This is a genomic window from Cupriavidus sp. FW305-26 (assembly GCF_058787975.1).
On sequence record NZ_JBYTAH010000035.1, the window covers coordinates 12660 to 38018 of the forward strand.

A 25359-nucleotide genomic window follows, 5' to 3' on the forward strand; every position below is an offset into this window, starting at 1 on the left:
CATGTCCCCTGTCATCCCATCCCACTCCCGCGTCGTCATCATCGGCGGCGGCATCATCGGTTGCAGCGTCGCCTATCACCTGACCAAGCTCGGCTGGAAGGATGTGGTCCTGCTGGAACAGGGACAACTGTCCTGCGGCACCACCTGGCACGCAGCCGGGCTGGTCGGGCAACTGCGCTCGCAGGAAAGCATGACGAAACTGATCCGCTACTCCACCCAGCTGTACAGCGAACTGGAAGCGGAAACGGGCCTCGGCACCGGCTGGAAGCAATGCGGCTCGCTGTCGGTCGCGCGCACCGCGGAACGCATGACGCAACTGCGCCGCACCGCGGCGGTGGCGCGGGCCTATGGCGTGGATTGCGAGGTGATCTCGCCCGCCCAGGCCGGCGAACTATGGCCGGTGATGCGCACTGACGACCTGCTTGGGGCGGTCTGGCTGCCGGGCGACGGCAAGGCCAACCCGACTGACCTGACCCAGGCGCTGGCGCGCGGCGCGCGCAGCCGCGGTGCGGTCATCGCGCAGGATACGAAGATCACCGCGATCCATACCCGCGATGGCCGCGCCACCGGCGTGAGCTGGCGCAACAAGGCCGGCGACGAAGGCCGCATCGAGGCGGAGATCGTCGTCAACTGCGCCGGCCAGTGGGCGCGCCAGGTCGGGCAGATGTGCGGCGTGACCGTGCCGCTGCACTCGGCCGAGCACTATTACATCGTCACCGAGCGCATTGCCGGCGTGCATCCTGACCTGCCGGTGATGCGCGACCCGGACGGCTTCATCTACTTCAAGGAAGAAGTGGGCGGGCTGGTGATGGGCGGCTTCGAGCCCAATGCCAAGCCGTGGGGCATGCAGGGCATTCCTGAGCCGTTCGAGTTCCAGTTGCTGCCTGATGACTGGGATCAGTTCGAGATCCTGATGGAGAACGCGCTGATCCGCGTTCCGGCACTGGAGTCGGCGCAGGTCAAGCAGTTCTACAATGGGCCCGAGTCCTTCACGCCGGACAACAACTTCATCCTCGGCGAAGCGCCCGAGCTGCGCAATTTCTACGTGGGCGCGGGCTTCAACTCAATGGGGATCGCGTCTGCCGGCGGCGCCGGCATGGCACTGTCGGAATGGATCGTCGCGGGCGAGCCGACCATGGACCTGTGGCCGGTCGATATCCGCCGCTTTGCCGGCTTCAACGGCAACCAAAGCTGGCTGCACGACCGCGTCAAGGAAACGCTGGGCCTGCACTACGCGATGCCCTGGCCCAACCGGGAACTGGATACGGCGCGGCCGTTCCGGCGCTCGCCGCTCTATGCCCACCTGCACGCTGCCGGCGCCAATTTCGGCAGCAAGATGGGCTGGGAGCGGCCAAACTTCTTCGCGCCTGCCGGACAATCGCCCGAGATCCGCTACTCGTTCGGGCAACAGAACTGGCTGCCGTGGAGCGGCGCGGAACACCGCGCCTGCCGCGAGGCGGTGGCGCTGTTCGACATGAGTTCGTTCTCCAAGTACATCGTCAAGGGTGCCGATGCCGAGGCCGTGCTGCAATACGTGATGAGCAACGACGTGGCCGTGCCGCCGGGGCAGACCGTGTACACCGCCATGCTCAACGATCGCGGCACCTATGAATCCGACCTGACCGTGACGCGGCTGGCGCACGACCAGTACCTGCTGGTGACCGGCTCGGCGCAGACCACGCGCGACTTCAACTATATCGAGCGCCTGATTCCGGCCGACAAGCGCTGCGCGATTGTCGATGTCACCGGGCAGTACGCCGTGCTGGCGGTGATGGGCCCGCGCTCGCGCGAGCTGCTGCAGAGCGTGTCGCGCACCGATTTTTCCAATCAGGCGTTCCCGTTCGGCACCTCGAAAGAGATCGATCTCGGCTATGCCACGGTGCGCGCCACACGCCTGACCTATGTGGGCGAACTGGGCTGGGAGCTGTATGTCCCGGTGGAATTCGCCGTGGGCGTCCATGACACTTTGCACGAGGCCGGGAAACGCTTCGGACTGGTCAACGCCGGCTACTACGCCATCGAATCGCTGCGTATAGAGAAGGGCTACCGCGCCTGGAGCCGCGAACTGACCACCGACATCCATCCGTTCGAGGCCGGGCTGTCGTTTGCCTGCAAGCTGAACACGGACATCCCGTTCCGCGGGCGCGAAGCGCTGCTCAAGCTGCGCGCTGCCGGCGGTGCCGCGCAGGTGCGGCGGCGCGTTGCCGTGGTCACGCTGGACGGCGCCAGCGAGGCCATGCTCTGGGGCGGCGAGGCGATCCTGCGCACCGCCCCGGACGGCACCGTGCGCCCGGCCGGCTTCGTCACGTCGGCCGCGTTCGGCCACACCCTTGGCTGTCCAGTGGGCATGGGCTTGCTGGCACGCGCCGATGGTCCGGCCGACGCGGCATGGATCGAGGGCGGCAAGTATCACGTAGACCTGGCCGGGGAACTGCTGCCCGCGCGCATCCACCTGCGCGCGCCGTACGATCCGGCCAGCGAGCGGACCAAGGCCTGAACCTCGATGCAAGCGGATACCGGAGTGCCCATGCCAGTGATCCAGACCGAAACCGCCAGCTACATCCTGACGCTGTCGTGCCCCGACCGTCCCGGCATTGTCCATGCCGTTTCAGCGCTGCTGGTGGAAGCCGGCGCCAATATCGTCGATTCCGCGCAGTTCGGCGATCGCGACAGCGCACGGTTTTTCATGCGCGTGCACTTCCAGCGGCCGCTGCCCGAAGGCCAGGATGCCGGCGATGCGCTCGCTGCCCTGCGCAGCACGCTGGCAGGCGTGGCGGCCGCGCATGAGATGGACTGGTCCCTCCACGACGCCGCGCGCAAGCCGCGCGTGATGCTGATGGTGTCAAGGATCGGCCACTGCCTGAACGACCTGCTGTTCCGCTACCGCACCGGCCAGCTGCCCATCGAGATTCCGGCCATCGTCTCCAACCACAAGGACTTCTACCAGCTTGCGGCGAGCTACGACATCCCGTTCCATCACCTGCCCCTGCTCAATGCCACGCCGCAAGGCAAGGCCGCGCAAGAAGCGCGGCTGTGGGACCTGGTCTGCGACTACAGCATCGACCTGGTCGTCCTGGCCCGTTACATGCAGGTCTTGTCCGACGACCTGTGCCGCCGCCTGGAGGGCCGCGCCATCAACATCCATCATTCCTTCCTGCCCAGCTTCAAGGGCGCGCGCCCGTACGCGCAAGCCTATGAGCGCGGCGTCAAGCTGATCGGCGCCACAGCGCACTACGTGACCGGCGACCTCGACGAAGGCCCCATCATCGAACAGGAAGTCGCGCGCGTGGACCATGCCATGGACGCCGCACAGCTGACCGCCATCGGACGCGACGTGGAATGCGTGGCGCTGGCGCGTGCGGTGAAATGGCATGCGGAACATCGGGTCCTGCGCAACGGCGGCAGGACCCTGGTGTTCCGCTGACGCGGCAGCCTTTGCCGCAGCTTCAGCCGGCCACCGCCCGCCGGACCTTGCGCAACGCCTGCTCCAGCGCATCCATGGAAATCGACCCGAGCGCCAGCCGCAGCGCATGCGGCACGCTCGCGCCGACCGCGAACGGCTCGGCCGTCGTCACCAGCACACCCTCGTGCTCCAGGGCGGCCACGACCTGGTCGGCGCGCAGGTCCTCCTCGAGTTCAAGCCACAGGTAGTATGAAGACGGGTGCGCCGTGACGCGGCAGCCGCGCAGGATGCGCCGCGCCAGGCTCTGCCTGCGCCGGGCATCCTTGCGCTTGCGATCTTCCAGGTCATCGACGATGCCGGCTTCGATCCAGAGGCAGCCGAGCGCCACGGTCAGCGACGGCGTGTTCCAGGTTGACACGCGAATGGCGCGTTCCAGGGCCGGCACCAGCGGCGCGGGCGCCGCGACAAACCCCATCCTCAGTCCCGATGCCACGCTCTTCGACAGGCCCGAGACGTAGACGGTCCGCTCTGGCGCGAAGGTGAACACCGGTTTCGGCGCCGGTTCGGCAAGGAAGGCGTAGGCGCCATCTTCAATGATCAGCAGATCATGCCGTTGCGCCAGGGCCGCAAGGCGACCGCGGTCCGCCTCGCTCATGACATAGCCCAGCGGATTGTGCATGGTCGGCATGGTGTAGACCGCCCGCACCGGACGCCGCTTGCAGAGCGCGGCAAGGCGATCCAGGTCCAGGCCCGCGGCGGTCACCGGCAACGGCTCCAGGTCGAGCCGATACAACTGCGCCAGCGCCTTCATGCCCGGGTACGTCAGCGCGTCAACCGCCAAGACGTCGCCGGGATTGAGCAGCCCCATCACCGTCACCGCCAGGCCCTGCTGCGCGCCGTTGACGATCAGCACCTGGCTGCCCGGCACCCGGATACCGCGGTTGCGCAGGTGCCGGGCGACGGCCTGCCGTTCGTGCGGGCGCCCGCCCTGCGGCGCGGAATGCAGCAACGCGTCAAGGTCGCCCGAAGCCGCGATGCTGCGCAAGCCATCGCGCAACAGTTCAACCTGCCCGGGCAGCGACGGATAGTTGAAAGTCAGGTCCACCGCGCCGGCGCGCACCGGATGCTGCTCCAGCCCCAGGCCACGCGGCAGCGAGGTATCGCGCACGAACGTGCCCCGGCCGGTCTCGCCGACCACCAGGCCGACGGCCTCCAGCTCGACGTAGACGCGTGCCGCGGTCGCCAGCGCCACGCCGTACTGCTTCATCAGCGCACGCACCGTCGGCAGTTGCGTGCCCGGAGGCAGTTCGCCGCGATGAATGCGCGCGGCAATCTCGTCAACAATGGTTTTGTAGCGCGCGTGGGCCATACTTTGTATCTAGAACAATGCTTTGCGTGTATCAGGCCAGAAGAATAGCCTGCATGCCTAGTCAACGCTAACCATTTCCTGCACATGATTGCCCTGACCACCCTGTCGGTCTTCGCGGCGGCAGTGATGCTGCTGCTCCTGTCACCCGGCCCGAACATGGCCTTCGTGATGGCACATGGCATCACCTATGGCCTTCGGGGCGGCGTTGCGACGGCACTGGGGATTGCCGTGGCCGACCTGATCCTCACGGTCCTGACAGCCACCGGCATCACCGCCCTGGTGATGGCGTGGGCGCCGGCGTTCGACCTGATCCGCTATGCCGGCGCGGCCTATCTGCTGTGGATGGCGGTCAAGGCGCTGCGGCAGCCGCTTGCGCTGAAAGAGGCAGTGGTGACGCAGGCGTCGTTGCGCTCGGTGTTCGTGCGCGCCATGCTCAACAGCCTGCTCAATCCCAAGGCGCTGCTGTTCTTCATGGTCTTCCTGCCGCAGTTCGTGGATCCCGGCAAGGGCGGCGTGGCCCGGCAGCTGCTCGTGCTTGGCCTGGTCCTGACGGTGATCGCCACCGTGTTTCACGCATTGCTCGGCGCGGCTGGCGGCACCGTGCGCCGCTTCCTGTCACGCCATCCCAAGGCGGCAACACTGCAGTCGCGCGGCCTGGCAGCCGTGCTGGTGCTGCTGGCGCTGCGGCTGGTGCTGACCTCACGCCCGGCCTGAACCCGTTTCCCACGCAGAGCCCCTGATGTATATCGCAGCCTTTATTTACCGGCCCGGCCAGGCCGATGACGAGTTCCACCGCCTTAGCGCCCTGATCGACGAGATCGCCGCCGGCATACCCGGCTTTGTCGGTGCCGAGTCCTGGCGCTCGCCAGATGGCCAGTTGTCCAACGCCAGCTACTACTGGCGCGACAAGGACTCCCTGCAGGCCTTCGCCACCCACCCGCGGCACCTGGACGCCAAGCGCCAGTACCGCAAGTGGTATGACGGCTATCACGTGGTGATATCCGAAGTGCAGCGCGCCTATGGCGACGGTTCGCTCCGGCACTTCGTGCCCGACGGCCGGCGCCAGCGGCAGGGGTAAGCCCTGCCCCGGGTGTTCCATTCTGGAACACCCGGTGTCACGCGCTGGCACAGCCGTGCCGGCGCGTGACATCTCCCACCCGTGCCACGCGCACGCGCCCCCCGCTTTTCCCCGTTTTTTCGTTCGATTCACGCCCCGGCACAGCTCTTGCGATCTGCCTGCCGTGCGCACGGCCGGAATGCCGTGACGACACCACAGAAATCTCTGAACGGAGCGAGACATGAACATGGCGGAAATCGCCCAGCTGGGCGTCAGCAACCCCTACAAGCAGCAGTACGAGAACTACATCGGCGGCGCCTGGGTGCCGCCCGCCGGCGGCGAGTACTTCGAATCGACCACGCCGATCACCGGCAAGCCGTTCACGCGCGTGCCGCGCTCCGGCCAGCAGGATGTCGACGCCGCGCTGGACGCCGCGCACGCCGCCAAGGCCGCGTGGGCTCGCACCTCGACCACCGAGCGCGCCAATATCCTGAACCGCATCGCCGACCGCATCGAGGCCAACCTGAAGCTGCTGGCCGTGGCCGAGAGCATCGACAACGGCAAGCCGGTGCGTGAAACCACCGCCGCCGACCTGCCGCTGGCGGTCGACCACTTCCGCTACTTCGCCGGCTGCATCCGTGCGCAGGAAGGCGGCATCTCCGAGATCGACGCCGACACCATTGCCTACCATTTCCATGAGCCGCTGGGCGTGGTCGGCCAGATCATCCCGTGGAACTTCCCGCTGCTGATGGCCACCTGGAAGCTGGCGCCGGCGCTGGCCGCCGGCAACTGCGTGGTGCTCAAGCCCGCGGAGCAGACGCCGGCCTCGATCCTGGTGCTGATGGAAGTGATCGGCGACCTGCTGCCGCCGGGCGTGGTCAACGTGATCAACGGCTTCGGCCTGGAAGCCGGCAAGCCGCTGGCATCGAGCCCGCGCATCAGCAAGGTCGCCTTCACCGGCGAGACCACCACCGGCCGGCTGATCATGCAGTACGCGTCGCAGAACCTGATCCCGGTGACGCTGGAGTTGGGGGGCAAGTCGCCCAACATTTTCTTCGAGGATGTGCTGGCCGCGGACGACGCCTTCTTCGACAAGGCGCTGGAAGGCTTTGCCATGTTCGCGCTGAACCAGGGCGAGGTCTGCACCTGCCCGTCGCGCGCGCTGATCCAGGAATCGATCTACGACCGCTTCATGGAGCGCGCGCTCAAGCGCGTGGCCGCGATCCGCCAGGGCCATCCGCTCGACACCGGCACCATGATCGGCGCGCAGGCGTCCGCCGAACAGCTGGAGAAGATCCTGTCGTACATCGACCTGGGCCGCAAGGAAGGCGCGCAGTGCCTCACCGGCGGCGAGCGCAACGTGCTGGACGGCGACCTCGCGGGCGGCTACTACGTCAAGCCGACCGTGTTCGCCGGCCACAACAAGATGCGCATCTTCCAGGAAGAGATCTTCGGGCCGGTGGTCTCGGTGACCACCTTCAAGGATGAGGAAGAAGCGCTGGCCATCGCCAACGACACGCTCTACGGGCTCGGTGCGGGTGTCTGGACACGTGACGGCGCGCGCGCATTCCGCATGGGCCGCGGCATCCAGGCGGGGCGCGTGTGGACCAACTGCTACCACGCCTACCCCGCGCATGCGGCATTCGGGGGCTACAAGCAGTCCGGCATCGGCCGCGAGAACCATCGCATGATGCTCGACCACTACCAGCAGACCAAGAACCTGCTGGTGAGCTACAGCCCCAACGCGCTCGGGTTCTTCTGACCATGGCGGGCCCGACGTCCGCTCCCGCCACCGCGCCGGTCGCACGCGTGGTGGCAACCCCGGCCGCGCTCGCGCTGATCGCGGAGCTGGCCGCGCGGCATGGCCCGCTGATGTTCCACCAGTCCGGCGGCTGCTGCGACGGCAGCGCGCCGATGTGCTACCCCGCCGGCGAACTGCTGGTGGGGCAGGCCGATGTCTGCCTGGGCGAGATCGGCGGCGCGCAGTTCTACATGACGCGGGCGCAGTTCGAGTACTGGCAGCACACGCGGCTGGTGATCGATGTGGTGCCGGGGGCGGGCGGGATGTTCTCGCTGGAGGGACGGACGGGGAAGCGGTTCCTGACCCGGTCGGAGTTGTTCAGCGATGAAGAGGCCGCGTGGCTCGCGGCGCAGCCGGGGTTGTGAGGATGATTGCTTGCTGATGTCGGTAGTTGCTTGCCGACGGAGTGCTCCCTCTCCCGCAAGCGGGAGAGGGAGCAAACAAGCGGGATCGGAAGGCCTTCAGCGCTCCGCTTCCTCGTCGCCCTCCAACCCCTCCCTCAACCTCCGATAGATCGTATTGCGCGACACCCCCAGCTCACGCGCCGCGTGGCTGACATTGCCGCCGTGCCTGGCGAGCGCCTGCCGGATCAGGCCTGCTTCCCAGTCGCGCATGCGGGCGGATTTTGATGGCGCCGGCGCCTGCACGGCAGCCGCCGCGTCACAGCGCTCCGCCTCATCGCCGCACTCCTGCTCAAACCCTTCCGGCAGGTGCTCCACCCCGATCTGCGCCTCCCCTTCCGCCAGGATCGCCGCGGTGCGCAGCACGTTGGCAAGCTGCCGGATATTGCCCGGCCACGGGTGCCGGCGCAGCAGCGCCAGCACCTGCGCGTCGACATGCACCGGGGACGGCAGGCCGGCTTCTTCGCACTGCCGCTGCAGGATGCGATCGACCAGCAGCGGCAGGTCGCTGCGCTCGCATAGCGGCGGCAGGGTCACGGCCAGCGCATTGATGCGGTAGTACAGGTCTTCGCGGAAAGCGCCATCGGCAATCATCGCGCGCAGGTCGCGGTGGGTGGCACAGACCACGCGCACATCGACCGGCAGCGCGCGGGCGCTGCCCAGCGGGGTGACCGCGCGCTCCTGCAGCACGCGCATCAGCCGCACCTGCTGTGCCAGCGGCATGTCGCCGATCTCGTCCAGGAACAGCGTGCCGCCGTGCGCCTGCACGACCTTGCCCTCGCTCCCGCGGCGACGCGCGCCGGTGAAGGCGCCTTCTTCATAGCCGAACAGTTCGGCCTCGATCAGCGATTCGGGGATGGCCGCGCAGTTGACCGCGACGAAAGGCCCGCCGGCGCGCGGCGAGGCGGCGTGGATGGCGCGCGCCAGCCACTCCTTGCCGGTGCCGGTGCGGCCCTGGACCAGGATGGTGATATCGCGCCCGCTGACCTTGCGCACGCGGCGCAGCACCGCGGCCACCGCGGCGTCGCCGGTATCGAGCGCGGCCAGTGCCGGCGGCAGCGGGTCTTCGGCGCCGGGCTGGCGCACCGCGATGGGCGCGGCCAGGTATTCGATGCGGGCAAACACCTGCACCCGGCTGGGCAGCGTCAGCGTCTGCAGCGATCCCGCCGCGCCACCGCGCGCCTGCATCGCCGCGCGCACCGGCTGGCCGAACAGCCCGGCAAAACCGGCGTCCGCCAGCGCGTGCGGGGCCAGCCCCAGCTGGAACAGGCCGCTGCGGTTGGCAGCCAGGAAGGCGCCGTCGGGCGAGAACGCCGCCACGCCCTCGAACAGCGTGCCGACGAACTCGGGCCGCGCATGGAAGCGCACCAGCAGCGCGTCCGGGAAGTGGTTGGCAAACAGGTGGTTCTCGATCATCTGCGCCGACATCCGCACCAGCGCCATGGTGTGCCGGTGGAAGCCGCGATGATCGCCGCTGACATCGAGCGCGCCCAGGATGGCACCGGTCGGGCTGGCGATCGGCGCGCAGGAGCAGGTCAGCTGGTGGTTGGACTCGAGGAAATGCTCGCTGGCATGGATCAGGGTGGGACGGGCCTCCGCCAGTGCGGTGCCGATGGCATTGGTGCCCTTGCTCGGCTCCGACCACGATACCCCCGGTGCCAGCGCCACGCGCCGCGCCCGCGCGACGAATTCGCCGTCGCCCAGGCTGTGCAGGATCACGCCGCTGCTGTCGGTCAGCAGCACCATGCTGTCGGTATTGGCGATCTGCGCGTGCAGGGTCTCCATCACCGGCAAGGCATGGCGGTACAAGTCGCGGCTGGCGTCCACCAGCTCACCCAGCGCGCGCGGGCTGACGGCATCGAAGCCGGGCGCATGGCGCACATCCAGCCCGAAGCCGGCCGAACGCGCATGCGCGCGGGCGATCAGGCCGGCGCGGTCGGCATCGGCCGGGTCGACATGGGCAGCCTGGCGGGCAACATCGGAAGGCGCAGCGGGATGGGCGGCACGGTGCATGGCGGCGGGTCTCCTGTATCAGCAGGCGGCGCGCGTCGCGGCCGCTGCCTGCCGTCCCGTGGCGCGTGCCGTGCAGCTCAGGTGCGGCGGCAGGCCGGGCGGCTGTAGTCCGGCAACCTTATCACAGGCTCCCGGCCATGTATTGCCCCCGCGCCATGCCGGGCCGGGGTCAGCGTTTTTCGTCGAGCAGGTCGTTCAGGATTTCGTCGAAGGTGGCCTGGGCATCTTCCAGCGCCTGCAGCGCCGCATCGAACGTCTGCAGCGCAAGCTTGGAAGGCTTGCCGCTGCCCTGCGGCGGATAGTGGGCCTGCAAGGCGGTGAAGGCCACCTGCACCTGCCGCGTGGCCGCGACCACGCGTTCTATGGCCTGCGCCTCTTCGGCGCGGTATTGCTCGTGTTTCTGCTCGCTCATGCCCGTTTGCTCCGTATGCGCGCCGTCTCGGGAGGGGGTGCGCGCGCGTGAATGAGGTATATCGTACAAGAACTGCGCCGGGCGGCTTGCGCTGCGCGCTCGCGCCTGACAAAAATGAGGTAGGCTGCGCGGCTGGGCGGCAAGGCCGGCGCTGGTGCGCCCCGCCTGGCAGCGACACTGAAGACTAGCCATGCCATTGATCACCCGCCGTACGCTGGCAGCCGCGCTGATGACTGCCAGCGGCTTCGCCTGCTACTGGACCTACCTGACGCTCAACCAGGAACGGCTGCTGTTCGATGCGCGCCGGCGTCCGCCGCGCGACCTGCCCGACGGCATCATTGGCTACTCGCACCTGATCCCCGGCGGCGTGGTGCGCGGCTACATCTACCATAGCCCCGGCGACAACGTGCGCGACCTGCTGTTCTACCTGCCCGGGCGTGGCGAGGATGTGCTCGAAACGCTGCAGTACGCGCGCTGGCTGCCCGCCGGCATGGCCTTCGCCACCTATGACTACCGCGGCCTGGGACACTCCGACGGCCTGCCGTCCGAGGGCGCCGCAGTGGCCGACGCCAGCCAGTTCCTGCTGCATGCGCGGCGTGTCTTCCCCGACACCCGGGTGCATGTGGTGGGCCGCAGCCTGGGCACCGGCGTCGCGATCCAGCTGGCGGATCTGCAGGACTTCGACAGCCTGCAGCTGATCACGCCCTACGACTCGCTGCTTGAACTGGTGCGCAAGCGCTTCCCGCTGGTGCCGCTGCGCCAGCTGATGCGCCACCATTTCGATTCGATCTCGCATTGCAAGAAGGTCGTGCAGAGCACCAAGGTGCTGCTGGCCGAGACCGATGAAGTGGTGCCGCATGAATGCTCGGAACGGCTCATGGCTGCCTGGCCCGGCCCGGTGGCGTTGCAGACCGTGCCAGCCACGAATCACTTCACCATTATCGAACGCGAGGAAACCTGGCTGGCGCTGTGCGAATTTGCCCGGCATCACGGCCAGGCCAGGCTGCGCGTGGCTACAGCCCAGCCCGCACCGCCGGCCGCCACCGGCACGCCGCCCATCGACCATGACGAGCTCGGCAACCCGCTGCCGCTGGCGGCCGGCCGCTAGCGCCAGTCAGGCAGCGGGTAAAATGCGCGCATGAAAAAAATCGCAGTCAAGGCAGGCGGCGCCGTACTGGCGCTGGCTGCAGCCGGTGCCTTGCTTGCCGGCTTTGCCGCGGTGGTAAGCCTGCGGCAGCTTCCCGCAGTCGACTCCCTGCGCGACTACCGGCCCGACGTGCCCCTGCGGATCTACACCAGCGACAATGTGCAGATCGGCGAGTTCGGCAGCGAGCACCGCGAGTTCATCCCCTTCGGGCAGATGCCGTCGCGCATGGTCCAGGCGCTGCTGGCAGCCGAGGACGACCAGTTCTACGAGCACGAGGGTGTCGACATGCCCGGCGTGCTGCGCGCCGCGCTGGCCAACCTGGGCCAGGGCTATGCGCAGGGCGCGTCCACCATCACCATGCAGGTGGCGCGCAATTTCTACCTGTCGCGCGAGAAGACGCTGGCGCGCAAGTGGTATGAAATGCTGCTGGCCTGGCGCATCGACCAGACCCTGCCCAAGGACCGCATCCTTGAGCTGTACATGAACCAGGTCTACCTGGGCGAGCATGCCTACGGCTTCGGCAGCGCCGCGCATGCGTACTTCGGCAAGCCGCTGGCGTCGTTGTCGCTGGCCGAGGCGGCGATGCTGGCGGGGCTGCCCAAGGCCCCTTCGTCCATCAACCCGGTGGTCAACTTCCCGCGCGCCAAGCGGCGCCAGGAATATGTGCTGGGCCGCATGCTGGCACTGGGCATGATCAGCCAGGACGACTACCGCGAGGCCCGCGCCGCGCGCCTGGCAATCTCCGACGACAGCCCCGGCAGCTTTGCCGGGCATGCCGAGTACGTGGCCGAACTCGCGCGCCAGCTGGCGCGCGAGCGCTTTGGCGACGAGGCCTACACGCGCGGCCTGAACGTCTACACCACGGTGTCGTCGGTGCGCCAGACCCTGGCTTACGATGCGGTGCACGGCGGGCTGGAAGGCTACGCGCGGCGCCACCGCAAGTTCGTCAAGGACCTGTCGCAGGGCCCGCAGGGTGCGCTGGTATCGCTGGACAGCGCCACCGGCGCGATCGAGGCGATGGTGGGCGGCGCCGACTTTGCCACCAGCCGCTTCAACCACGCCACCCAGGCGCAGCGCCAGCCGGGCTCGACCTTCAAGCCCTTCGTCTATGCGGCGGCGCTGGAGCGCGGCGTGTCGCCCGGCACGCTGATCAACGACGCGCCGCTGCCCAATGGTTCGCGCTGGCAGCCGTCCAATGACGACGGGCGCTTTGTCGGCCCCATCACCGTGCGCCAGGCGCTGGCGGAATCGCGCAACCTGCCGGCGATCCGCACGCTGCAGGCGATCGGCATCCCGTACACGGTGGAGTTCGCCAGCCGTTTCGGCTTCGCGCCCAGGCGGCTGCCGCGCTACCTGCCGCTGGCACTGGGCACCGGCACCACTTCGCCGCTGCGCCTGGCCGCGGCCTATGGCGTCTTTGCCAACGGCGGCCACCGCATCGAGCCCTACCTGATCGCGCGCATCACCGACAGCGAAGGCAAGGTGCTGTTCTCTGCCGAGTCGGAGGACGCCGCGGACAGCCCGGCCCCGCCGCGCGTGATCAGCGCCCGCAACGCCTTCGTCATGGACAGCCTGCTGCGCAGCGTGGTCGACGACGGCACCGGCGCCGGCGTGCGCCGCTACCTGCGCCGCGCCGACGTGGCCGGCAAGACCGGCACCACCAATGACTCGGTCGACGGCTGGTTCGCGGGCTACGCCGGCGGCGTCGTCACGGTGGCGTGGATGGGCTACGACGACAACCGCAGCCTGGGCGAACATGAGTTCGGCGCCACCACCGCGCTGCCGGTGTGGGCCGCCTATATGGAGGGCCGCCTTGCGGGCGTGCCCGTGCCTGAAGCTGAAGCGCCCGCCGGCGTGGTCCGCGTGGGAGATGACTGGATGTACGCGGAGTATGCCGATGGCAGCCACGGCATCGCCGCCATCGGCTTCCCGCCGCCGGCACCCGCGGCGGCGCCGGCGGTCGATCCGGTCGCCAGCAACCTCGGCGGGACCGCGGCGCCGGCCCCGGCTGCCCCCGCGCCGACACCTGTCACCAGCGAGGCAACTGGCCTGCCGGCGCCCGGCGCTGCCACGCCGGCCGTCCCCGCGGACGCCAGGCTGTAGACTTCCGGCTTTCCACTGTCCCCGATCCCGATGTCCAGCCACGCCCCGCTGCTGATCTGGTCGGTCGCCGCGCTGACCACGGCCGGCGTCCTGTTCCGCCCGTTCCGCCTGCCCGAAGCCTTCTGGGCCGCCGCCGGCGCCCTGCTGCTGTGGGTCACCGGCCTGATGACGCTGCCCGACGCGCTGGCGGCGGTGCTGCGCGGCTACGACGTGTACCTGTTTCTCGCGGGCATGATGCTGATCTCCGAGCTGGCCCGCAAGACCGGGCTGTTCGACCACGTCGCCGCGCTCGCCGTGCGCCGGGCGCGCGGCTCGGCGCCGCGGCTGTTCCTGATGGTGTACGGCTTCGGCACGCTGGTGACGGCATTCATGTCCAACGACGCCACCGCCGTGGTGCTGACGCCCGCGGTGCTGGCCGCCACCCGCGCCGCGCGGGTCCGGCATCCGCTGCCCTACTTGTACGCGTGCGCCTTCATCGCCAATGCCGCCAGCTTCGTGCTGCCGATCTCCAACCCGGCCAACCTGGTCATCTTCGGCACACGCATGCCGCCGCTGGCGGGCTGGCTGGCGAGCTTCGCGCTGCCGTCGCTGGCCGCGGTGCTGGCCACGCTGGCAGCGCTGTGGTGGACCCAGCGCGCGGCGCTGGCCGAGCCCATCGAACATGACGTGCCGGTGCCGCCGCTGTCGCCGCAGGCCCGGCTGACCGCGCTGGGCATCGTGCTGACCGGCCTGATCCTGCTGGTGGCCTCGCTGCGCGGCAACGACCTGGGCTGGCCGACCTGCGCGGCGGGCGTGGCCACGCTGCTGCTGGTCTGCGCGACCCGGCGCGAGCTGCTGGTGCCGGCGCTGCGCGGGGTGTCATGGGGGGTGTTGCCGATGGTGGCGGGGCTGTTCGTGCTGGTCGCGGCACTGGAGCAGACCGTGGTGATCGGCCAGCTGGCCGATGCCGTCGCAGCGGCGTCGCGCGACGGCGGCGCACTGGCCCTGCTGGGCGTGGGCGCGGTGGTGGCGCTGGCGGGCAATATCGCCAACAACCTGCCGGCCGGCCTGATCGCCGCCTCGGCGCTGGCGGGCGGACATGCCTCGCATGCCGTGACCGGTGCCGTGCTGATCGGCATTGACCTTGGCCCCAACTTGTCCGTCACCGGCTCGCTGGCCACGCTGCTGTGGCTCACGGCGCTGCGGCGCGAAGGGCATATGGTCAGCGCCGGCCAGTTCCTGCGCGTGGGGGCCGTGGTGATGCCGGCAGCGATGCTGCCGGCACTGGCGCTTTTGCTGCTTTAGGCCGCTGGCTCAGCTGGTAGCGGCGTCATTGGCCGCGGGGGTGTTGGCGGCCTGCGGCAGGGGCCGGCGCAGGCCGGTCGCGCCATGGCGCACGGCACTGGCGTGGTGTTCCGCCACGCCAGTTTCCACCGGCGTGGCCGGCAGCGGCACTGTGACCACATGGAGCAGCATCAGGCTGCTGCACGGAAAGGCAATCGGCATGATGACGTTATTCCCGACAAAGAGTCAGGCCGCGCGCTGCAGCGGCCGGGTGCCGGCGGCTTTATGGCGGGCTGCCTGGCGTTGTGCAGACATTATGTGCGCTTGTCGGCGTTGTGCGGCGCGGGCTTTAGCGATGTCATGAACTATTCACGGAGCAACGTCGGCTTGTGGCGTAATCGGCCCACCGCGCCGCACCTTGCCATGCCCCGTGCGGGTTGTGAGGCCACGGCATCTGCCATATAGTGAATCCGGCACACCCGCTGCGCAGTCATCCATCCCACCACGCATAACCATGACCAGCAAGGACGCGGCGCACCGCGCGAAGGACAGCAACGCCGGCGACGATGCCGGCCACCCCCACGCCCACAGCGTCTCCGCCCGCATCCGCGCACGGCTCGAGGCCGCGCAGGAGCGCTTCCACGCCAACGACAATATTTCGCACCACATCGAGCCGGGCGAGATGGAGCAGCTTCAGGCCGAAGTGCAGGCGCGCCTGGAGGACGTGCTGCGCGCGCTGGTGATCGACGTCGACAACGACCACAACACCCAGGAAACCGCGCGCCGGGTCGCCAAGATGTACCTGAAGGAGATCTTCGCCGGCCGCTACGCCAAGGCGCCGCCGGTGACCGAGTTCCCCAACGTCGGCCAGCTCAACGAACTGATGATCGTCGGCCCGCTGCGCGTGCGCAGTGCCTGCTCGCATCACCTGTGCCCGATCATCGGCAAGCTGTGGGTAGGGGTGATGCCGAACCAGCATTCCAACCTGATCGGCCTGTCCAAGTACGCGCGGCTAGCCGAATGGATCATGTGCCGGCCGCAGATCCAGGAAGAGGCGGTGGCACAGGTCGCCGACCTGCTGCAGGAAAAGATGAGTCCCGACGGCCTGGCCATCGTGATGGAAGCCGAGCACTTCTGCATGCACTGGCGCGGCGTGCGCGACACCGATGCCAAGATGACCAACAGCGTGATGCGCGGCTCGTTCCTGAAGGACGACAGCCTGCGCCGCGAGTTCCTCACGCTGCTGAACCACAACCGCGGCTAGGCCGCACGCCCCGCCCACCAGCCGCCACAACCGAGCGCCACGCCCATGCTAGTCCGCCTGCTCTATGCCAGCCGTGCCCGCCAGGCCATCGACGCCGCCCTGCTCGACGCCATCCTGGCCACCAGCCTGGAACGCAATCCGCGCCACGGCATCACCGGGGTGCTGTGCCACGGCAACGGCATCTTCCTGCAGGCGCTGGAAGGCGACCGCCAGGACGTATCACAGCTGTTCCAGGCGATCGCACGCGACCCGCGCCACCACGACGTGACCCTGCTGCATTTCGAGGAAACCTGCACGCGCGACTTTGCCGGCTGGGCGATGGGCCAGGTCAATGCGGCGCGCATCAACACCGCCACCCTGCTCAAGTTCTCGGCGCGCGCCGAACTGGATCCGTACCGCACCTGCGGTGCGGCGTCGCTGGCCTTGCTCAAGGAGCTGATCGCCGGCGCGTCAGTGGTGTCGCGCACCGGCGAACGCGGACGGCACTGAGCCTCGCCGTCAGGCCGTCACCTGGCCGAACAGGCCGCACTCCAGGTCGCTCTCGAATTCCTCGACCCAGACCGAACCGGGGCCTGCCTCGTAGACACTGGTCTTGTCCGTGCCGACCCGGTGCACGCTGATGCGCCGCACCCCGGCCTCGCGGCTTTCCTCGAAAATCTCGAACATCTCGGCCGCCAGCCCGACCTGCCTGCATACCTGCAGGACCTGTTGCTGCTCGTCGGCGGGAAATTCGGTGAACGGTCTCGTTGCCATGGCATCCTCCGTCAAGGTTGAGATCGCCGCTTGCGCGCAGCGCTAACGCACGTGGCGCACGGGCACCACGCCTGGAAAAGACATGCCGCGGCCGTCGGCCGGCGGCACACCTGCGCGCCCGCCGCACAACTGCGGCGGGCCGCAAACCCTCCTGGGAGGTAGTTGTTCGGACTCAGCGGACTCAGCTCTTGCGCTGGGTCACTGCCACGAACGGGGCCGGTGCGTGCTGGACGGACTGGCTGCCGCAGTTCGGGCAGTTCGGATGGGCAGAGGCGTGTTCCGCGAGATGCTCGGTTTTCTCGAACATATGGCCGCACTTCTCGCAGCGGTATTGGTAGACGGGCATGGCGTTCCCCAACGCGGTGCACGCGCCGCGGGGCGCGTGTCAGCTTCATTCTAGGACAGCGGTCCGTGCCCCGAAGCGTGAAAGTTCGCCGTGCCGGAGCCGGCGCGCTGCGCGCATGCGGGGATGTCACCGCGAATTCACTTTCTCTCGCGGCGCTCCTGCCTGCCGCTGCGTGAATGCGTCTTCCGCCACGCATTGACATAAGGCAAATAGCCGGCCGCGCTCGCCGCGGAACAAGCGACGCAATGCTGCGCAAACCCAGGTCAAGCATCGCGGCATGGCGCCGTTCTATTGGCAGGTCACGCATTTCCCAAACTGGCCGTGTCCATGCCCGCCTCAGCTAGTTCCCTGAACTAGCTGAATTACGATTCAAGGAGGTGCGGAACATAGCCAGAATCTCGGATTTGTGGTGGCGCAATCGCCCAGTGCAACCGGCGTGGACCGGTTGCCGCCCATCCGGAGATAGCTATGTACGACGGAGTCTTGCGTGTCGCCCTGGCGGACGACCACCCGCTGGTCGTGGCCGCCCTGCGCGACTGCCTGCAGCGCAGCGGCAGTGCCCAGATCAGCTGCGAATGCCGCAACGGCACGGAGTTGCTCGGCGCGCTGGACCAACATCACGCCGATATCGCCATCACCGATTTCTGCATGGGCCACGGCGATACCTCGCTGGACGGCTTCAACCTGCTGGGCCGCCTGGCGCGTCGCCATCCGCTGACGCGCGTGGTGGTGATCAGCGCCCAGACCAATCCCGCCATCATCCGCCGCGCCATGAAGCTTGGCGTGCGCGCCTTCGTCAGCAAGGAAGACCACCTGGAGGAGGTCGTGCGCGCCTGCATCCACGTCGCATCCGGCGGCAGCTGCTTCTATTCGCCCGCGGTGCACGCCATCCTGCAACACGCCACGCTGGCCGGCGCACCGGCCACCGAACTGACGCAGCGCGAACTGGAAGTGATCCGGCTCTATGTGCAGGGCCTGCAGTTGACCGACATCGCCGGCAAGCTCGGCCGCTCGGTCAGCACCATCTCCAGCCAGAAGACCGTGGCCATGCGCAAGCTGGGGGTGCAGACCAATACCGGCCTGATCCGCTACGCCTATGAAAACCGCCTGATCTGACACGGCCGGAACCCGCCGATGCAGCAAACCGTCGACCGTACCCGTGAAACCCTGGCCAGCGCCTTCGATGCGCTTGCCGACAATGCGAGGCGCCAGCAACACCAGTATTCAGTGACCATCGCGGTGCTGATCGCCATCGTGCTGTTCTCCGGCTTGCTGCTTGCCGGCCTGGCCACGGAACAACACCTGGACTACCGCCGCAGCGACGTCTCGCGGTACGCCGGCTCGGTCTCGCAGTTGCTGCATAACGAGTCCTCGTTCCTGCGGCGCACCGTGCTGGGCATCCGCTACAACCTGGATGCACCCGCACCGGAGCCATCGCGCGATCCCGGCTTCGGGGCCTTCCGGCGCACCGGCACCGCCAGCCTCCACGTCGATGCCGTGCGCAAGGACTATCACCTGCTTGCCACCGAGGCAACGCGGCAGGGCTGGGGCGCCGGGCTGCCGGCGCAGTACGTGCGGCTGCGGCAGATTGCCCTGGCTGCGGTGGCCACGCAACAGGCGTTCGATCTCGACCACGGGGCCTACGCGGTCGCGCTGAACGAGGACAGCGCCGTGGTCATCAGCCAGCCCGAGGCCGGCGCGCCACCGCTCGCGCTCGACCCGGCGCTGATCCCGCTGCTGCGCACATGGCTGACCCAGGCGCTGCTGGAGCGCAGCGGCCGCAGCGTGCCGGCGCGCGAGCAGCAGGTCTGGGTGGGTCCGCTGCGCCACCCGGTGGACGACACTCCGGTCATGGTGCTGGCCGGCGCCGCCTATGCCGGCGACACGCCCACCATGCTGGTGGCCGCCTGCGTGCCCCTGCACGCCTTCCTGGCCGACTTGCAGCGCGCGGAGGATCCGGCGCTGCTGGCACTGCTCAATCCAGCCGGTCAGGTCATCGATGTATCGCCGCAAGACTGGCCGGCGGCCTCGGCCAGCGTCAACGATGTGGCAGCCGGCACGCGCCTGCTGTCGCACAGCAGGCTGGATGTCACGCCATCGGGCATGCGGCTGGTGCAGCCGCTGCCGGCAGGCTTCGGGCAGCTGGTCTACCACCTGCCGTATCGCATGCTGGGCACGGCGCTGGCAGCGGAGCTGGCCGTGATCGCCGGCGCCATGCTGCTGCTGACCGGCGCCATCGGGCTGGCCGCGCGCTACTGGAGCCGGCACCTGCTGCGGCGCACGCACGCCGAAGCCTCGCGTGCGCTGGAAAGCGAGCTGATGAACCAGGTGCTGGTCAATGCCACGCCGATCGGCCTTTGCATCGTGCGTCAGCACGACTACGCCGTCCTGACGTCGAACCCGCTGGCCGGCGTGCTGCTGCAATGGCAGCCCCATGGGCACCTGCCCGATGCCGTAGCGGAGGCGTTCAAGAAACAGCCATGCGGTGGCAGCAGCGGACAAGCGTCCATTTCCAGCTTTACCGTCGCGGCACCGCCGCGCGTGCCGGCGGATGAGCCATCCGGCCACGGCGACGCCACCCAGCACTTCCTGCAAATCACCTACGCGCCGGCGCGCTACCGCGATGAGGCAGTGCTGTTCTGCGCCGTGCAGGACTGCACCGCGCAGCAGGCACTGCAAGAGCAGTTGCGCTCCGCCCAGCAGGCCACCGAGGCAATGATGCGCGCACGCTCGACCTTCTTCGCCGCGATGAGCCACGAAATCCGTACGCCGCTGAACGCATTGCTGGGCAACCTGGAGCTGCTCGCGCGCGGCAGCGGCCTGGCGGCACACGCGCCCCGGCTCAGGGCGCTGGACAGCGCCGCCGAGGCGCTGCGCCGGATCGTCAACGATGTGCTGGATTTTTCCAAGATCGATGCCGGCAAGCTCAGGCTGGTCAACGCGCCCTTCCGCCCCGTCGAGGCGCTGGAAAGCGTGGCGCTGACCCATGCGCCGATGGTGGCCGGCCGCCCCATCCGCTTCCACCTGCAGCTGTCGCCATCGCTGGATGCTGAGGTCACAGGCGACCGCATGCGCCTGGTGCAGGTGTTGAACAACCTGCTGAGCAACGCCTTCAAGTTCACTGCCAGCGGCCGCATCACCTTAAGCGGCGAGCTGCGCCAGGACCACCACGGCACGCAGCGGCTGGTCTGCCGCGTCAGCGATTCCGGCATCGGCATGCCGCCGTCGCTGGCGGCGCGCGTGTTCCAGCCCTTCGTGCAGGGCGATGCCGCAACCGCCAGCCGCTACGGCGGCACTGGCCTGGGCTTGTCGATCTGCGCCCGGCTGTGCGAGCTGATGGGCGGCAGCATCAGAGTGGACAGCGTGCCGGACGTGGGCAGCGCGTTCACGGTCTCGGTGCCGCTGCCGGCGGCCGCTGGCACGCCGCTGCCGCCGGTCCCGCCCGCCGCGGCGCAGTGCGGCGACGTGGTCGTGCTGTGCCAGCACATGCGCACCGGCGAGGCCCTGGCCGCGTGGCTCGCCACGGCAGGCTGGCGTGCCGATGTGCTGGCATCGCAGGCGGCCGCACTGGCGTCTTTCCAGGTCAAGGTGCCACGCGTTATCGTCGCCACTGAAGAGTACCCCCTGGCCGCACTGGCCGGCCTGCGCGATGCGGCAAAGGTCCCGGTTGTGTGGGTGACACAGGAGGGCCCGCATCGGCCGTGCCAGTGCGCCCCCGGCATGCACGAAGTCACGGCCTACAGCCACCGCGCGCTGCTCGACTGCGTGGCCCAGGCGGCCGAAGGCCCGGCGCCGGCGGCGCAGGCACTCCCGGCATCGGCCGAGGCGCCGCTGACGATCCTTGTCGCCGAGGACAATGCGCTGAACCAGACCCTGATCGCCGAACAGCTGCAGGCACTTGGCTGCCACCCGATCGTTGCAGGCAACGGCAGGCAGGCACTGGCGGAGCTGAAGAGCACGCACATCGACGCCGTACTGACCGATATCCATATGCCAGTCATGGACGGCCATGCGCTGCTGCGCGCGGTGCGCGCGCAGCATCCCGACATGCCGGTACTGGCCTTCAGCGCATTCACTGGCAGCGAGCCATGCGCAGACTGGCGCCTGCGCGGCTTTTCCGGCTTTATCGCCAAGCCGGCGTCGTTGCAGGACCTGCAGGCGTGCCTGCATGGCCTGCCCGGCCGCCGGCATGCCGCGGCCCCTCGCACCAATGACGAGCCAGCTGCGGCTTCCCAGGCAGAAGCCGCTGATCGCCGCCGCTACGAAGCCATGCTGCGCCGGCAGCTGCAACAAGACCTGCCAGCGTTGGCGCACATCATTGCGCAGCAGAACCTGCCGGCATTGCGGCACTGGGTCCATGCCGCAGCCGGCGCCTTCATGATCGTGCGCCGCCAGCCCATCGTCGGGGCATGCCTGGCACTGGAAGCACTGTGTGACGGCGCCCAGGCGTGGACCCCGGCCGCCGCAGCCGCGGCCGAAGCCCTGCATGAACGGCTGCGCGGATACGCGCAGGCCGCCGCAGCGGAATAATGCGCGCGGCGCGCTGCGCCTTACCACAATTAGCGGATTTGCGAGCATCGCCACGCGGGACGATAATGGCAACGCTGCGCCATGGCCGTCCTGGCCATGCCTGAGCAATGCTGGCGCGGCATTGTCTTCAATGTCTCTCCCCATGCAGCCAGAACAAGGCCTTCCCCAGCCACAGCGGACCTGGGCGATCCTCACTGTTTTCTTCGGCCTGATCATGGCCGTGCTCGATGGTTCGATCGCCAACATCGCCCTGCCCTCGATCTCACGCGAGCTGCAGGCCGATCCGTCCAGCACGATCTGGGTGGTCAACGCTTATCAGCTGACGGTGACCGTGTGCCTGCTGCCGCTCTCGTCGCTGGGGGACATCCTTGGCTACAAGCGCGTGTACCGGGCGGGGCTGGCCACCTTCCTGCTGGGCTCGCTGCTGTGCGCGCTGGCGGTCAACCTGCCGATGCTGGTGGCCGCGCGCGTGCTGCAGGGCATCGGCGGCGCCGGCATCATGAGCGTCAACACGGCGCTGGTGCGCTTTATCTACCCGCCCACGCGCCTGGGCCGCGGCATCGGGCTGAACGCGCTGGTGGTCGGCGTGACCATCGCCGTGGGCCCGTCGCTGGGCGCGCTGATCCTGGCGGTCGCCAGCTGGAAATGGCTGTTCGCGGTCAACGTGCCGGTGGCCATCGTCGCGCTGGTGCTGAGCCGCACTTCGCTGCCCGCGACGCCGCCGCAGCCGCGCGAGTTCGACTACCGCAGCGCGCTGCTGTCGGCGCTGGTGTTCGGCATGTTCATCCTCGGCGTCGACGGCCTGGGCCACGCCCGCTGGCGCATCGCAGGCGCCGCGGGCATGGCCGCCGCTGTGATGCTGGGTTGGCTGCTGGTGCGGCGCCAGCACGGGCGCCCCGCGCCGCTGGTGCCGGTGGACCTGTTTTCCAGCCGCTCCTTCACGCTGGCGGTGGGCACCTCGTTCTGCTCTTTCATGACGCAGATGCTGGCCTTTATCGCGCTGCCGTTCTATCTCGAATACCAGCTCGGCCGCTCCCTGCAGGAAACCGGCCTGCTGATCACGCCCTGGCCGCTGATGGTGGCGGTGATGGCCACGGTGTCGGGCCGGCTGTCGGACCGCTATCCGGCCAGCATCCTCGCCGGCATCGGCCTGGCCATGCTGGCGGGCGGGCTGGTCGGGCTGGCCACGCTGGGCCCGGACGCCGGCAGCCTGGATATCGTCTGGCGCATGGCGATGTGCGGCACGGGCTTCGGCTTCTTCCAGTCCCCCAACAACCGCGCCATGATCGGCGCCACGCCGCCCGAGCGCAGCGGCGGCGCCAGCGGCGCGCAGGCGACCACGCGGCTGCTGGGGCAGACCAGCGGCACAGCGGTGGTGGCGCTGCTGTTCAGCCTGACGCCGACCGGCGCGGCCCGCATTGCGCTGTATCTGGCGGCGGTGGTGGCGGCGCTGGGGGCCTTGATCAGCCTGAGCAGGTTGCGCGATGCCAGCGGCGCGGAACCTGCGCGGGGGGCGGTGGAGCCGGACGCCTGATCAGTGATTGCGTGCTCCCCTCTCCCGCAAGCGGGAGAGGGGAGCAAACCCTCTGGATTTAAAGGCCTACTCCGCCTTCGCCCCCGATTCCTTCACCACCCTCGCCCATTTTGCAATCTCCTGGCGCTGGTATGCCGCCAGTTTCTCCGGCGTCCCCAGGATCGGATCCAGCCCCAGCGTCTTCAGCTTCGCCTGCACATCGGGCAGCGTGAAGATGCGGTTGAGTTCAGTGTTGAGCCTGGCCACCACATCCTTCGGCGTATTGGCCGGCGCGAACACGGCGAACCATGAATCGGCTTCAAATCCAGGCAAGCCCTGCTCGGCCAGTGTCGGGATATCCGGTGCCGAGGCCGAGCGCTTCGCGCTGGTAATGCCCAGCGCGCGCAGCTTGCCCTCGCGCACCACGGGCAAGGCCGACGGCAGGTTGTCGAACATCATGGTGATATGGCCGCCGAGCAGGTCGGGGATGGCCATGGCTCGGCCCTTGTAGGGCACGTGCGTGATCTTGACGCCGGCCATCGAATTGAACATTTCTCCGGCCACGTGCGGCGAGGTGCCGACGCCGGGGGTGCCGAAGGTCAGCGCGCCGGGCTTGCTCTTCGCCAGTGCGATCAGCTCGGCCGTGGTCTTCGCCGGCACGCCGGGGTTGACCACCAGCACGTTGGGCGTCGAGGCGATCATCATGACCGGCGCGAAGTCCTTCACCATGTCGTACGGCATCTTGCTGTACAGCGCGCCGTTGATCGAGTGCGTGCCGACCGTGCCCAGTGCCAGGGTGTAGCCGTCTGCCGGCGCGTGCGCCACCGCCTCGGCGCCGATATTGCCGCCCGCGCCGGGCTTGTTGTCCACGATCACGGGCTGGCCCCACGATGGCGAGATCTTCTCCGAGACGATGCGCGCCAGCGTATCGGGCGCGCCGCCGGTCGGGAAGCCGACCACGATCCGGATCGGCTTGGCGGGCCAGGTTTGCGCGAGCGCGGGGGCCGCGCCGACCAGCGCGGATGTGACAAGCATTGCCGCGGCAAGGGTGCCGAAACGCATGGGTGTTCCTCCTGTTGCCGGCGGCTGCGTGGCCGCCTGCTATGTGAAGACGGCGGCCACTGCCGCCGTCTGAACCTGCTAAGCTCTATACCGCGATGCCGCCGAACTCCTGCATCACCTTGTCATGCAGGCGCCGCATGCCGCGCAGCCAGCGGTCATAGTCCTGGCCCTTGCGGCGATAGTACTCAAGCACCTCCGGGTGCGGCAAGATCAGGAAGCGCTCATCGGCCACCCCTTCCAGCGTCACCGCGGCGACGTGCTCGGCGGTGACCGAGCCTTCCTGCAGGAAGCCCTTGCGCTCGCCCTTCTCGCCGAACAGCATGTTGGTCTGCACGCCCTGCGGGCAGATGCAGCTGACCTTGATGCCGCGGTCGCCGTAGGTGATCGACAGCCACTCGGCAAAGCCGATGGCGGCGTGCTTGGTCACCGCATACGGCGCCGAGCCGATCTGCGACAACAGGCCCGCTGCCGACACCGTGTTGATAAAGTAGCCGTCGCCGCGCTCCAGCATCTGCGGCAGCACCGCCCTGGCCGCGTGGATATGCGCCATCACGTTGATTTCCCAGATGCGCTGCCACTCGTCGGCGCTCGCATCCAGCCCCTTGCGCAGGATGATGCCGGCGTTGGAACAGAAGATGTCGACCTGGCCAAAGCGGCGCGTGGCCTCGTCGGCCAGGCCCTGCACGGCGGCGGCATCGGCCACGTCGACCGGCTGGGCGAACACCTGGCACGCAGGCGCCGCGGCCTGGACCTCGGTGGCAACGGTGGCGGCGCCGGCCGCGTTCAGGTCGGCCACGGCCACGCCGCGCGCGCCGGCCTGCGCAAAGGCCAGCGCCAGCGCGCGCCCGATGCCGGTGGCCGCGCCGGTCACCACGACGGTCTTGTTGCGTACTTCCATGGGTTGTCTCCTCGTTGAATTCAG

General features: G+C 68.7%; 22 protein-coding genes. 14 read left to right on the top strand and 8 right to left on the bottom strand.

From position 1 onward, the window contains the following. Position 1 precedes the first annotated feature (1 nt). On the top strand, positions 2 to 2497 hold the full coding sequence (locus AC3WQZ_RS19185; protein WP_439672025.1) for a GcvT family protein: 2496 nt from the start codon (positions 2 to 4) through the stop codon (positions 2495 to 2497). Positions 2498 to 2527: 30 nt separating this feature from the next. After that, entirely contained in the window at positions 2528 to 3424 is an 897-nt protein-coding gene (gene purU, locus AC3WQZ_RS19190) for a formyltetrahydrofolate deformylase (protein ID WP_041688172.1), read from the top strand. 22 nt (positions 3425 to 3446) lie between these two features. Here the strand turns inward: purU and AC3WQZ_RS19195 are convergent, their stop codons facing one another. Next, positions 3447 to 4772 carry an aminotransferase-like domain-containing protein gene (locus tag AC3WQZ_RS19195; protein ID WP_010812801.1) on the bottom strand — a complete coding sequence of 442 codons (1326 nt, stop codon included), beginning with the start codon at positions 4770 to 4772 and terminating at the stop codon, positions 3447 to 3449. Positions 4773 to 4856: 84 nt separating this feature from the next. Between AC3WQZ_RS19195 and AC3WQZ_RS19200 the strand changes: the two genes are divergently transcribed. The 4 genes from AC3WQZ_RS19200 to AC3WQZ_RS19215 all read left to right on the top strand — a co-directional run bounded on the left by AC3WQZ_RS19200 (position 4857) and on the right by AC3WQZ_RS19215 (position 7995). Continuing rightward, positions 4857 to 5486: a LysE family translocator gene (locus tag AC3WQZ_RS19200; protein WP_492301071.1), complete on the top strand. Its 630-nt coding sequence runs from the start codon at positions 4857 to 4859 to the stop codon at positions 5484 to 5486. A gap of 25 nt (positions 5487 to 5511) precedes the next feature. Then, positions 5512 to 5850 carry an antibiotic biosynthesis monooxygenase family protein gene (locus tag AC3WQZ_RS19205; RefSeq protein ID WP_492301073.1) on the top strand — a complete coding sequence of 113 codons (339 nt, stop codon included), beginning with the start codon at positions 5512 to 5514 and terminating at the stop codon, positions 5848 to 5850. A gap of 220 nt (positions 5851 to 6070) precedes the next feature. Beyond that, a complete protein-coding gene (gene adh, locus AC3WQZ_RS19210) occupies positions 6071 to 7591 on the top strand; it encodes an aldehyde dehydrogenase (RefSeq protein WP_010812798.1) in 1521 nt (506 codons plus the stop codon). A gap of 2 nt (positions 7592 to 7593) precedes the next feature. Continuing rightward, positions 7594 to 7995: a DUF779 domain-containing protein gene (locus tag AC3WQZ_RS19215; protein WP_010812797.1), complete on the top strand. Its 402-nt coding sequence runs from the start codon at positions 7594 to 7596 to the stop codon at positions 7993 to 7995. A gap of 96 nt (positions 7996 to 8091) precedes the next feature. Here the strand turns inward: AC3WQZ_RS19215 and AC3WQZ_RS19220 are convergent, their stop codons facing one another. Both AC3WQZ_RS19220 and AC3WQZ_RS19225 read right to left on the bottom strand, forming a co-directional pair. Continuing rightward, a complete protein-coding gene (locus AC3WQZ_RS19220) occupies positions 8092 to 10044 on the bottom strand; it encodes a sigma-54-dependent Fis family transcriptional regulator (RefSeq protein ID WP_010812796.1) in 1953 nt (650 codons plus the stop codon). 169 nt (positions 10045 to 10213) lie between these two features. Continuing rightward, a complete protein-coding gene (locus tag AC3WQZ_RS19225; protein WP_492301075.1) occupies positions 10214 to 10456 on the bottom strand; it encodes a hypothetical protein in 243 nt (80 codons plus the stop codon). Positions 10457 to 10646: 190 nt separating this feature from the next. Between AC3WQZ_RS19225 and AC3WQZ_RS19230 the strand changes: the two genes are divergently transcribed. The 3 genes from AC3WQZ_RS19230 to AC3WQZ_RS19240 are packed head-to-tail and all read left to right on the top strand — an operon-like array spanning position 10647 to position 14990. Further along, positions 10647 to 11564: an alpha/beta hydrolase gene (locus AC3WQZ_RS19230; protein WP_011617563.1), complete on the top strand. Its 918-nt coding sequence runs from the start codon at positions 10647 to 10649 to the stop codon at positions 11562 to 11564. A 30-nt stretch (positions 11565 to 11594) separates the two neighbouring features. Then, the gene (locus AC3WQZ_RS19235; RefSeq protein ID WP_010812793.1) at positions 11595 to 13706 is read left to right on the top strand and encodes a penicillin-binding protein 1A; all 2112 of its coding nucleotides are present in this window, start codon (positions 11595 to 11597) and stop codon (positions 13704 to 13706) included. A 30-nt stretch (positions 13707 to 13736) separates the two neighbouring features. Beyond that, positions 13737 to 14990 (top strand): arsenic transporter, encoded by a 1254-nt coding sequence (locus AC3WQZ_RS19240; protein WP_492301077.1) that lies wholly within the window; start codon positions 13737 to 13739, stop codon positions 14988 to 14990. A gap of 9 nt (positions 14991 to 14999) precedes the next feature. On the opposite strand, the gene AC3WQZ_RS19245 is transcribed toward AC3WQZ_RS19240, so the two are convergent. Then, positions 15000 to 15191 (bottom strand): hypothetical protein, encoded by a 192-nt coding sequence (locus tag AC3WQZ_RS19245; protein ID WP_041688176.1) that lies wholly within the window; start codon positions 15189 to 15191, stop codon positions 15000 to 15002. Between the two features lie 292 nt (positions 15192 to 15483). Here AC3WQZ_RS19245 and folE point away from each other — a divergent pair, with 292 nt between their 5' ends. Together folE and AC3WQZ_RS19255 are read left to right on the top strand one after the other, a co-directional pair. Then, positions 15484 to 16233, top strand: coding sequence for a GTP cyclohydrolase I (gene folE, locus AC3WQZ_RS19250; RefSeq protein WP_439669257.1), 750 nt, complete (start codon positions 15484 to 15486; stop codon positions 16231 to 16233). A gap of 45 nt (positions 16234 to 16278) precedes the next feature. Beyond that, positions 16279 to 16722 (top strand): BLUF domain-containing protein, encoded by a 444-nt coding sequence (locus tag AC3WQZ_RS19255; protein ID WP_010812789.1) that lies wholly within the window; start codon positions 16279 to 16281, stop codon positions 16720 to 16722. A gap of 9 nt (positions 16723 to 16731) precedes the next feature. Here AC3WQZ_RS19255 and AC3WQZ_RS19260 read toward each other — a convergent pair whose 3' ends face one another. Further along, positions 16732 to 16986: a hypothetical protein gene (locus tag AC3WQZ_RS19260; protein WP_439669258.1), complete on the bottom strand. Its 255-nt coding sequence runs from the start codon at positions 16984 to 16986 to the stop codon at positions 16732 to 16734. A gap of 181 nt (positions 16987 to 17167) precedes the next feature. Continuing rightward, entirely contained in the window at positions 17168 to 17332 is a 165-nt protein-coding gene (locus AC3WQZ_RS19265) for an FmdB family zinc ribbon protein (RefSeq protein WP_010812787.1), read from the bottom strand. A 468-nt stretch (positions 17333 to 17800) separates the two neighbouring features. Here AC3WQZ_RS19265 and AC3WQZ_RS19270 point away from each other — a divergent pair, with 468 nt between their 5' ends. The 3 genes from AC3WQZ_RS19270 (at position 17801) to AC3WQZ_RS19280 (ending at position 23396) form a co-directional block, all read left to right on the top strand. After that, a complete protein-coding gene (locus AC3WQZ_RS19270) occupies positions 17801 to 18448 on the top strand; it encodes a response regulator (protein WP_011617566.1) in 648 nt (215 codons plus the stop codon). An 18-nt stretch (positions 18449 to 18466) separates the two neighbouring features. Next, a complete protein-coding gene (locus tag AC3WQZ_RS19275) occupies positions 18467 to 21862 on the top strand; it encodes an ATP-binding protein (protein ID WP_492301078.1) in 3396 nt (1131 codons plus the stop codon). Positions 21863 to 22004: 142 nt separating this feature from the next. Next, positions 22005 to 23396, top strand: coding sequence for an MFS transporter (locus AC3WQZ_RS19280; protein ID WP_010812784.1), 1392 nt, complete (start codon positions 22005 to 22007; stop codon positions 23394 to 23396). 66 nt (positions 23397 to 23462) lie between these two features. On the opposite strand, the gene AC3WQZ_RS19285 is transcribed toward AC3WQZ_RS19280, so the two are convergent. Further along, the gene (locus AC3WQZ_RS19285; RefSeq protein ID WP_010812783.1) at positions 23463 to 24437 is read right to left on the bottom strand and encodes a Bug family tripartite tricarboxylate transporter substrate binding protein; all 975 of its coding nucleotides are present in this window, start codon (positions 24435 to 24437) and stop codon (positions 23463 to 23465) included. A gap of 85 nt (positions 24438 to 24522) precedes the next feature. Beyond that, a complete protein-coding gene (locus tag AC3WQZ_RS19290) occupies positions 24523 to 25335 on the bottom strand; it encodes an SDR family oxidoreductase (protein ID WP_010812782.1) in 813 nt (270 codons plus the stop codon). Positions 25336 to 25359 lie beyond the last annotated feature (24 nt).

Coding starts and splice junctions, on each gene's coding strand:
- AC3WQZ_RS19225 (WP_492301075.1), bottom strand. CDS start 10,456: ATGAGCGAGCAGAAACACGAGCAATACCGCGCCGAAGAGGCGCAGGCC.
- AC3WQZ_RS19185 (WP_439672025.1), top strand. CDS start 2: ATGTCCCCTGTCATCCCATCCCACTCCCGCGTCGTCATCATCGGCGGC.
- AC3WQZ_RS19205 (WP_492301073.1), top strand. CDS start 5,512: ATGTATATCGCAGCCTTTATTTACCGGCCCGGCCAGGCCGATGACGAG.
- AC3WQZ_RS19240 (WP_492301077.1), top strand. CDS start 13,737: ATGTCCAGCCACGCCCCGCTGCTGATCTGGTCGGTCGCCGCGCTGACC.
- AC3WQZ_RS19245 (WP_041688176.1), bottom strand. CDS start 15,191: ATGCCGATTGCCTTTCCGTGCAGCAGCCTGATGCTGCTCCATGTGGTC.
- AC3WQZ_RS19220 (WP_010812796.1), bottom strand. CDS start 10,044: ATGCACCGTGCCGCCCATCCCGCTGCGCCTTCCGATGTTGCCCGCCAG.
- AC3WQZ_RS19290 (WP_010812782.1), bottom strand. CDS start 25,335: ATGGAAGTACGCAACAAGACCGTCGTGGTGACCGGCGCGGCCACCGGC.
- AC3WQZ_RS19195 (WP_010812801.1), bottom strand. CDS start 4,772: ATGGCCCACGCGCGCTACAAAACCATTGTTGACGAGATTGCCGCGCGC.
- AC3WQZ_RS19265 (WP_010812787.1), bottom strand. CDS start 17,332: ATGCCCGTCTACCAATACCGCTGCGAGAAGTGCGGCCATATGTTCGAG.
- AC3WQZ_RS19215 (WP_010812797.1), top strand. CDS start 7,594: ATGGCGGGCCCGACGTCCGCTCCCGCCACCGCGCCGGTCGCACGCGTG.
- AC3WQZ_RS19270 (WP_011617566.1), top strand. CDS start 17,801: ATGTACGACGGAGTCTTGCGTGTCGCCCTGGCGGACGACCACCCGCTG.
- AC3WQZ_RS19285 (WP_010812783.1), bottom strand. CDS start 24,437: ATGCGTTTCGGCACCCTTGCCGCGGCAATGCTTGTCACATCCGCGCTG.
- AC3WQZ_RS19255 (WP_010812789.1), top strand. CDS start 16,279: ATGCTAGTCCGCCTGCTCTATGCCAGCCGTGCCCGCCAGGCCATCGAC.
- AC3WQZ_RS19200 (WP_492301071.1), top strand. CDS start 4,857: ATGATTGCCCTGACCACCCTGTCGGTCTTCGCGGCGGCAGTGATGCTG.
- AC3WQZ_RS19275 (WP_492301078.1), top strand. CDS start 18,467: ATGCAGCAAACCGTCGACCGTACCCGTGAAACCCTGGCCAGCGCCTTC.
- purU (WP_041688172.1), top strand. CDS start 2,528: ATGCCAGTGATCCAGACCGAAACCGCCAGCTACATCCTGACGCTGTCG.
- AC3WQZ_RS19280 (WP_010812784.1), top strand. CDS start 22,005: ATGCAGCCAGAACAAGGCCTTCCCCAGCCACAGCGGACCTGGGCGATC.
- AC3WQZ_RS19230 (WP_011617563.1), top strand. CDS start 10,647: ATGCCATTGATCACCCGCCGTACGCTGGCAGCCGCGCTGATGACTGCC.
- AC3WQZ_RS19260 (WP_439669258.1), bottom strand. CDS start 16,986: ATGGCAACGAGACCGTTCACCGAATTTCCCGCCGACGAGCAGCAACAG.
- folE (WP_439669257.1), top strand. CDS start 15,484: ATGACCAGCAAGGACGCGGCGCACCGCGCGAAGGACAGCAACGCCGGC.
- adh (WP_010812798.1), top strand. CDS start 6,071: ATGAACATGGCGGAAATCGCCCAGCTGGGCGTCAGCAACCCCTACAAG.
- AC3WQZ_RS19235 (WP_010812793.1), top strand. CDS start 11,595: ATGAAAAAAATCGCAGTCAAGGCAGGCGGCGCCGTACTGGCGCTGGCT.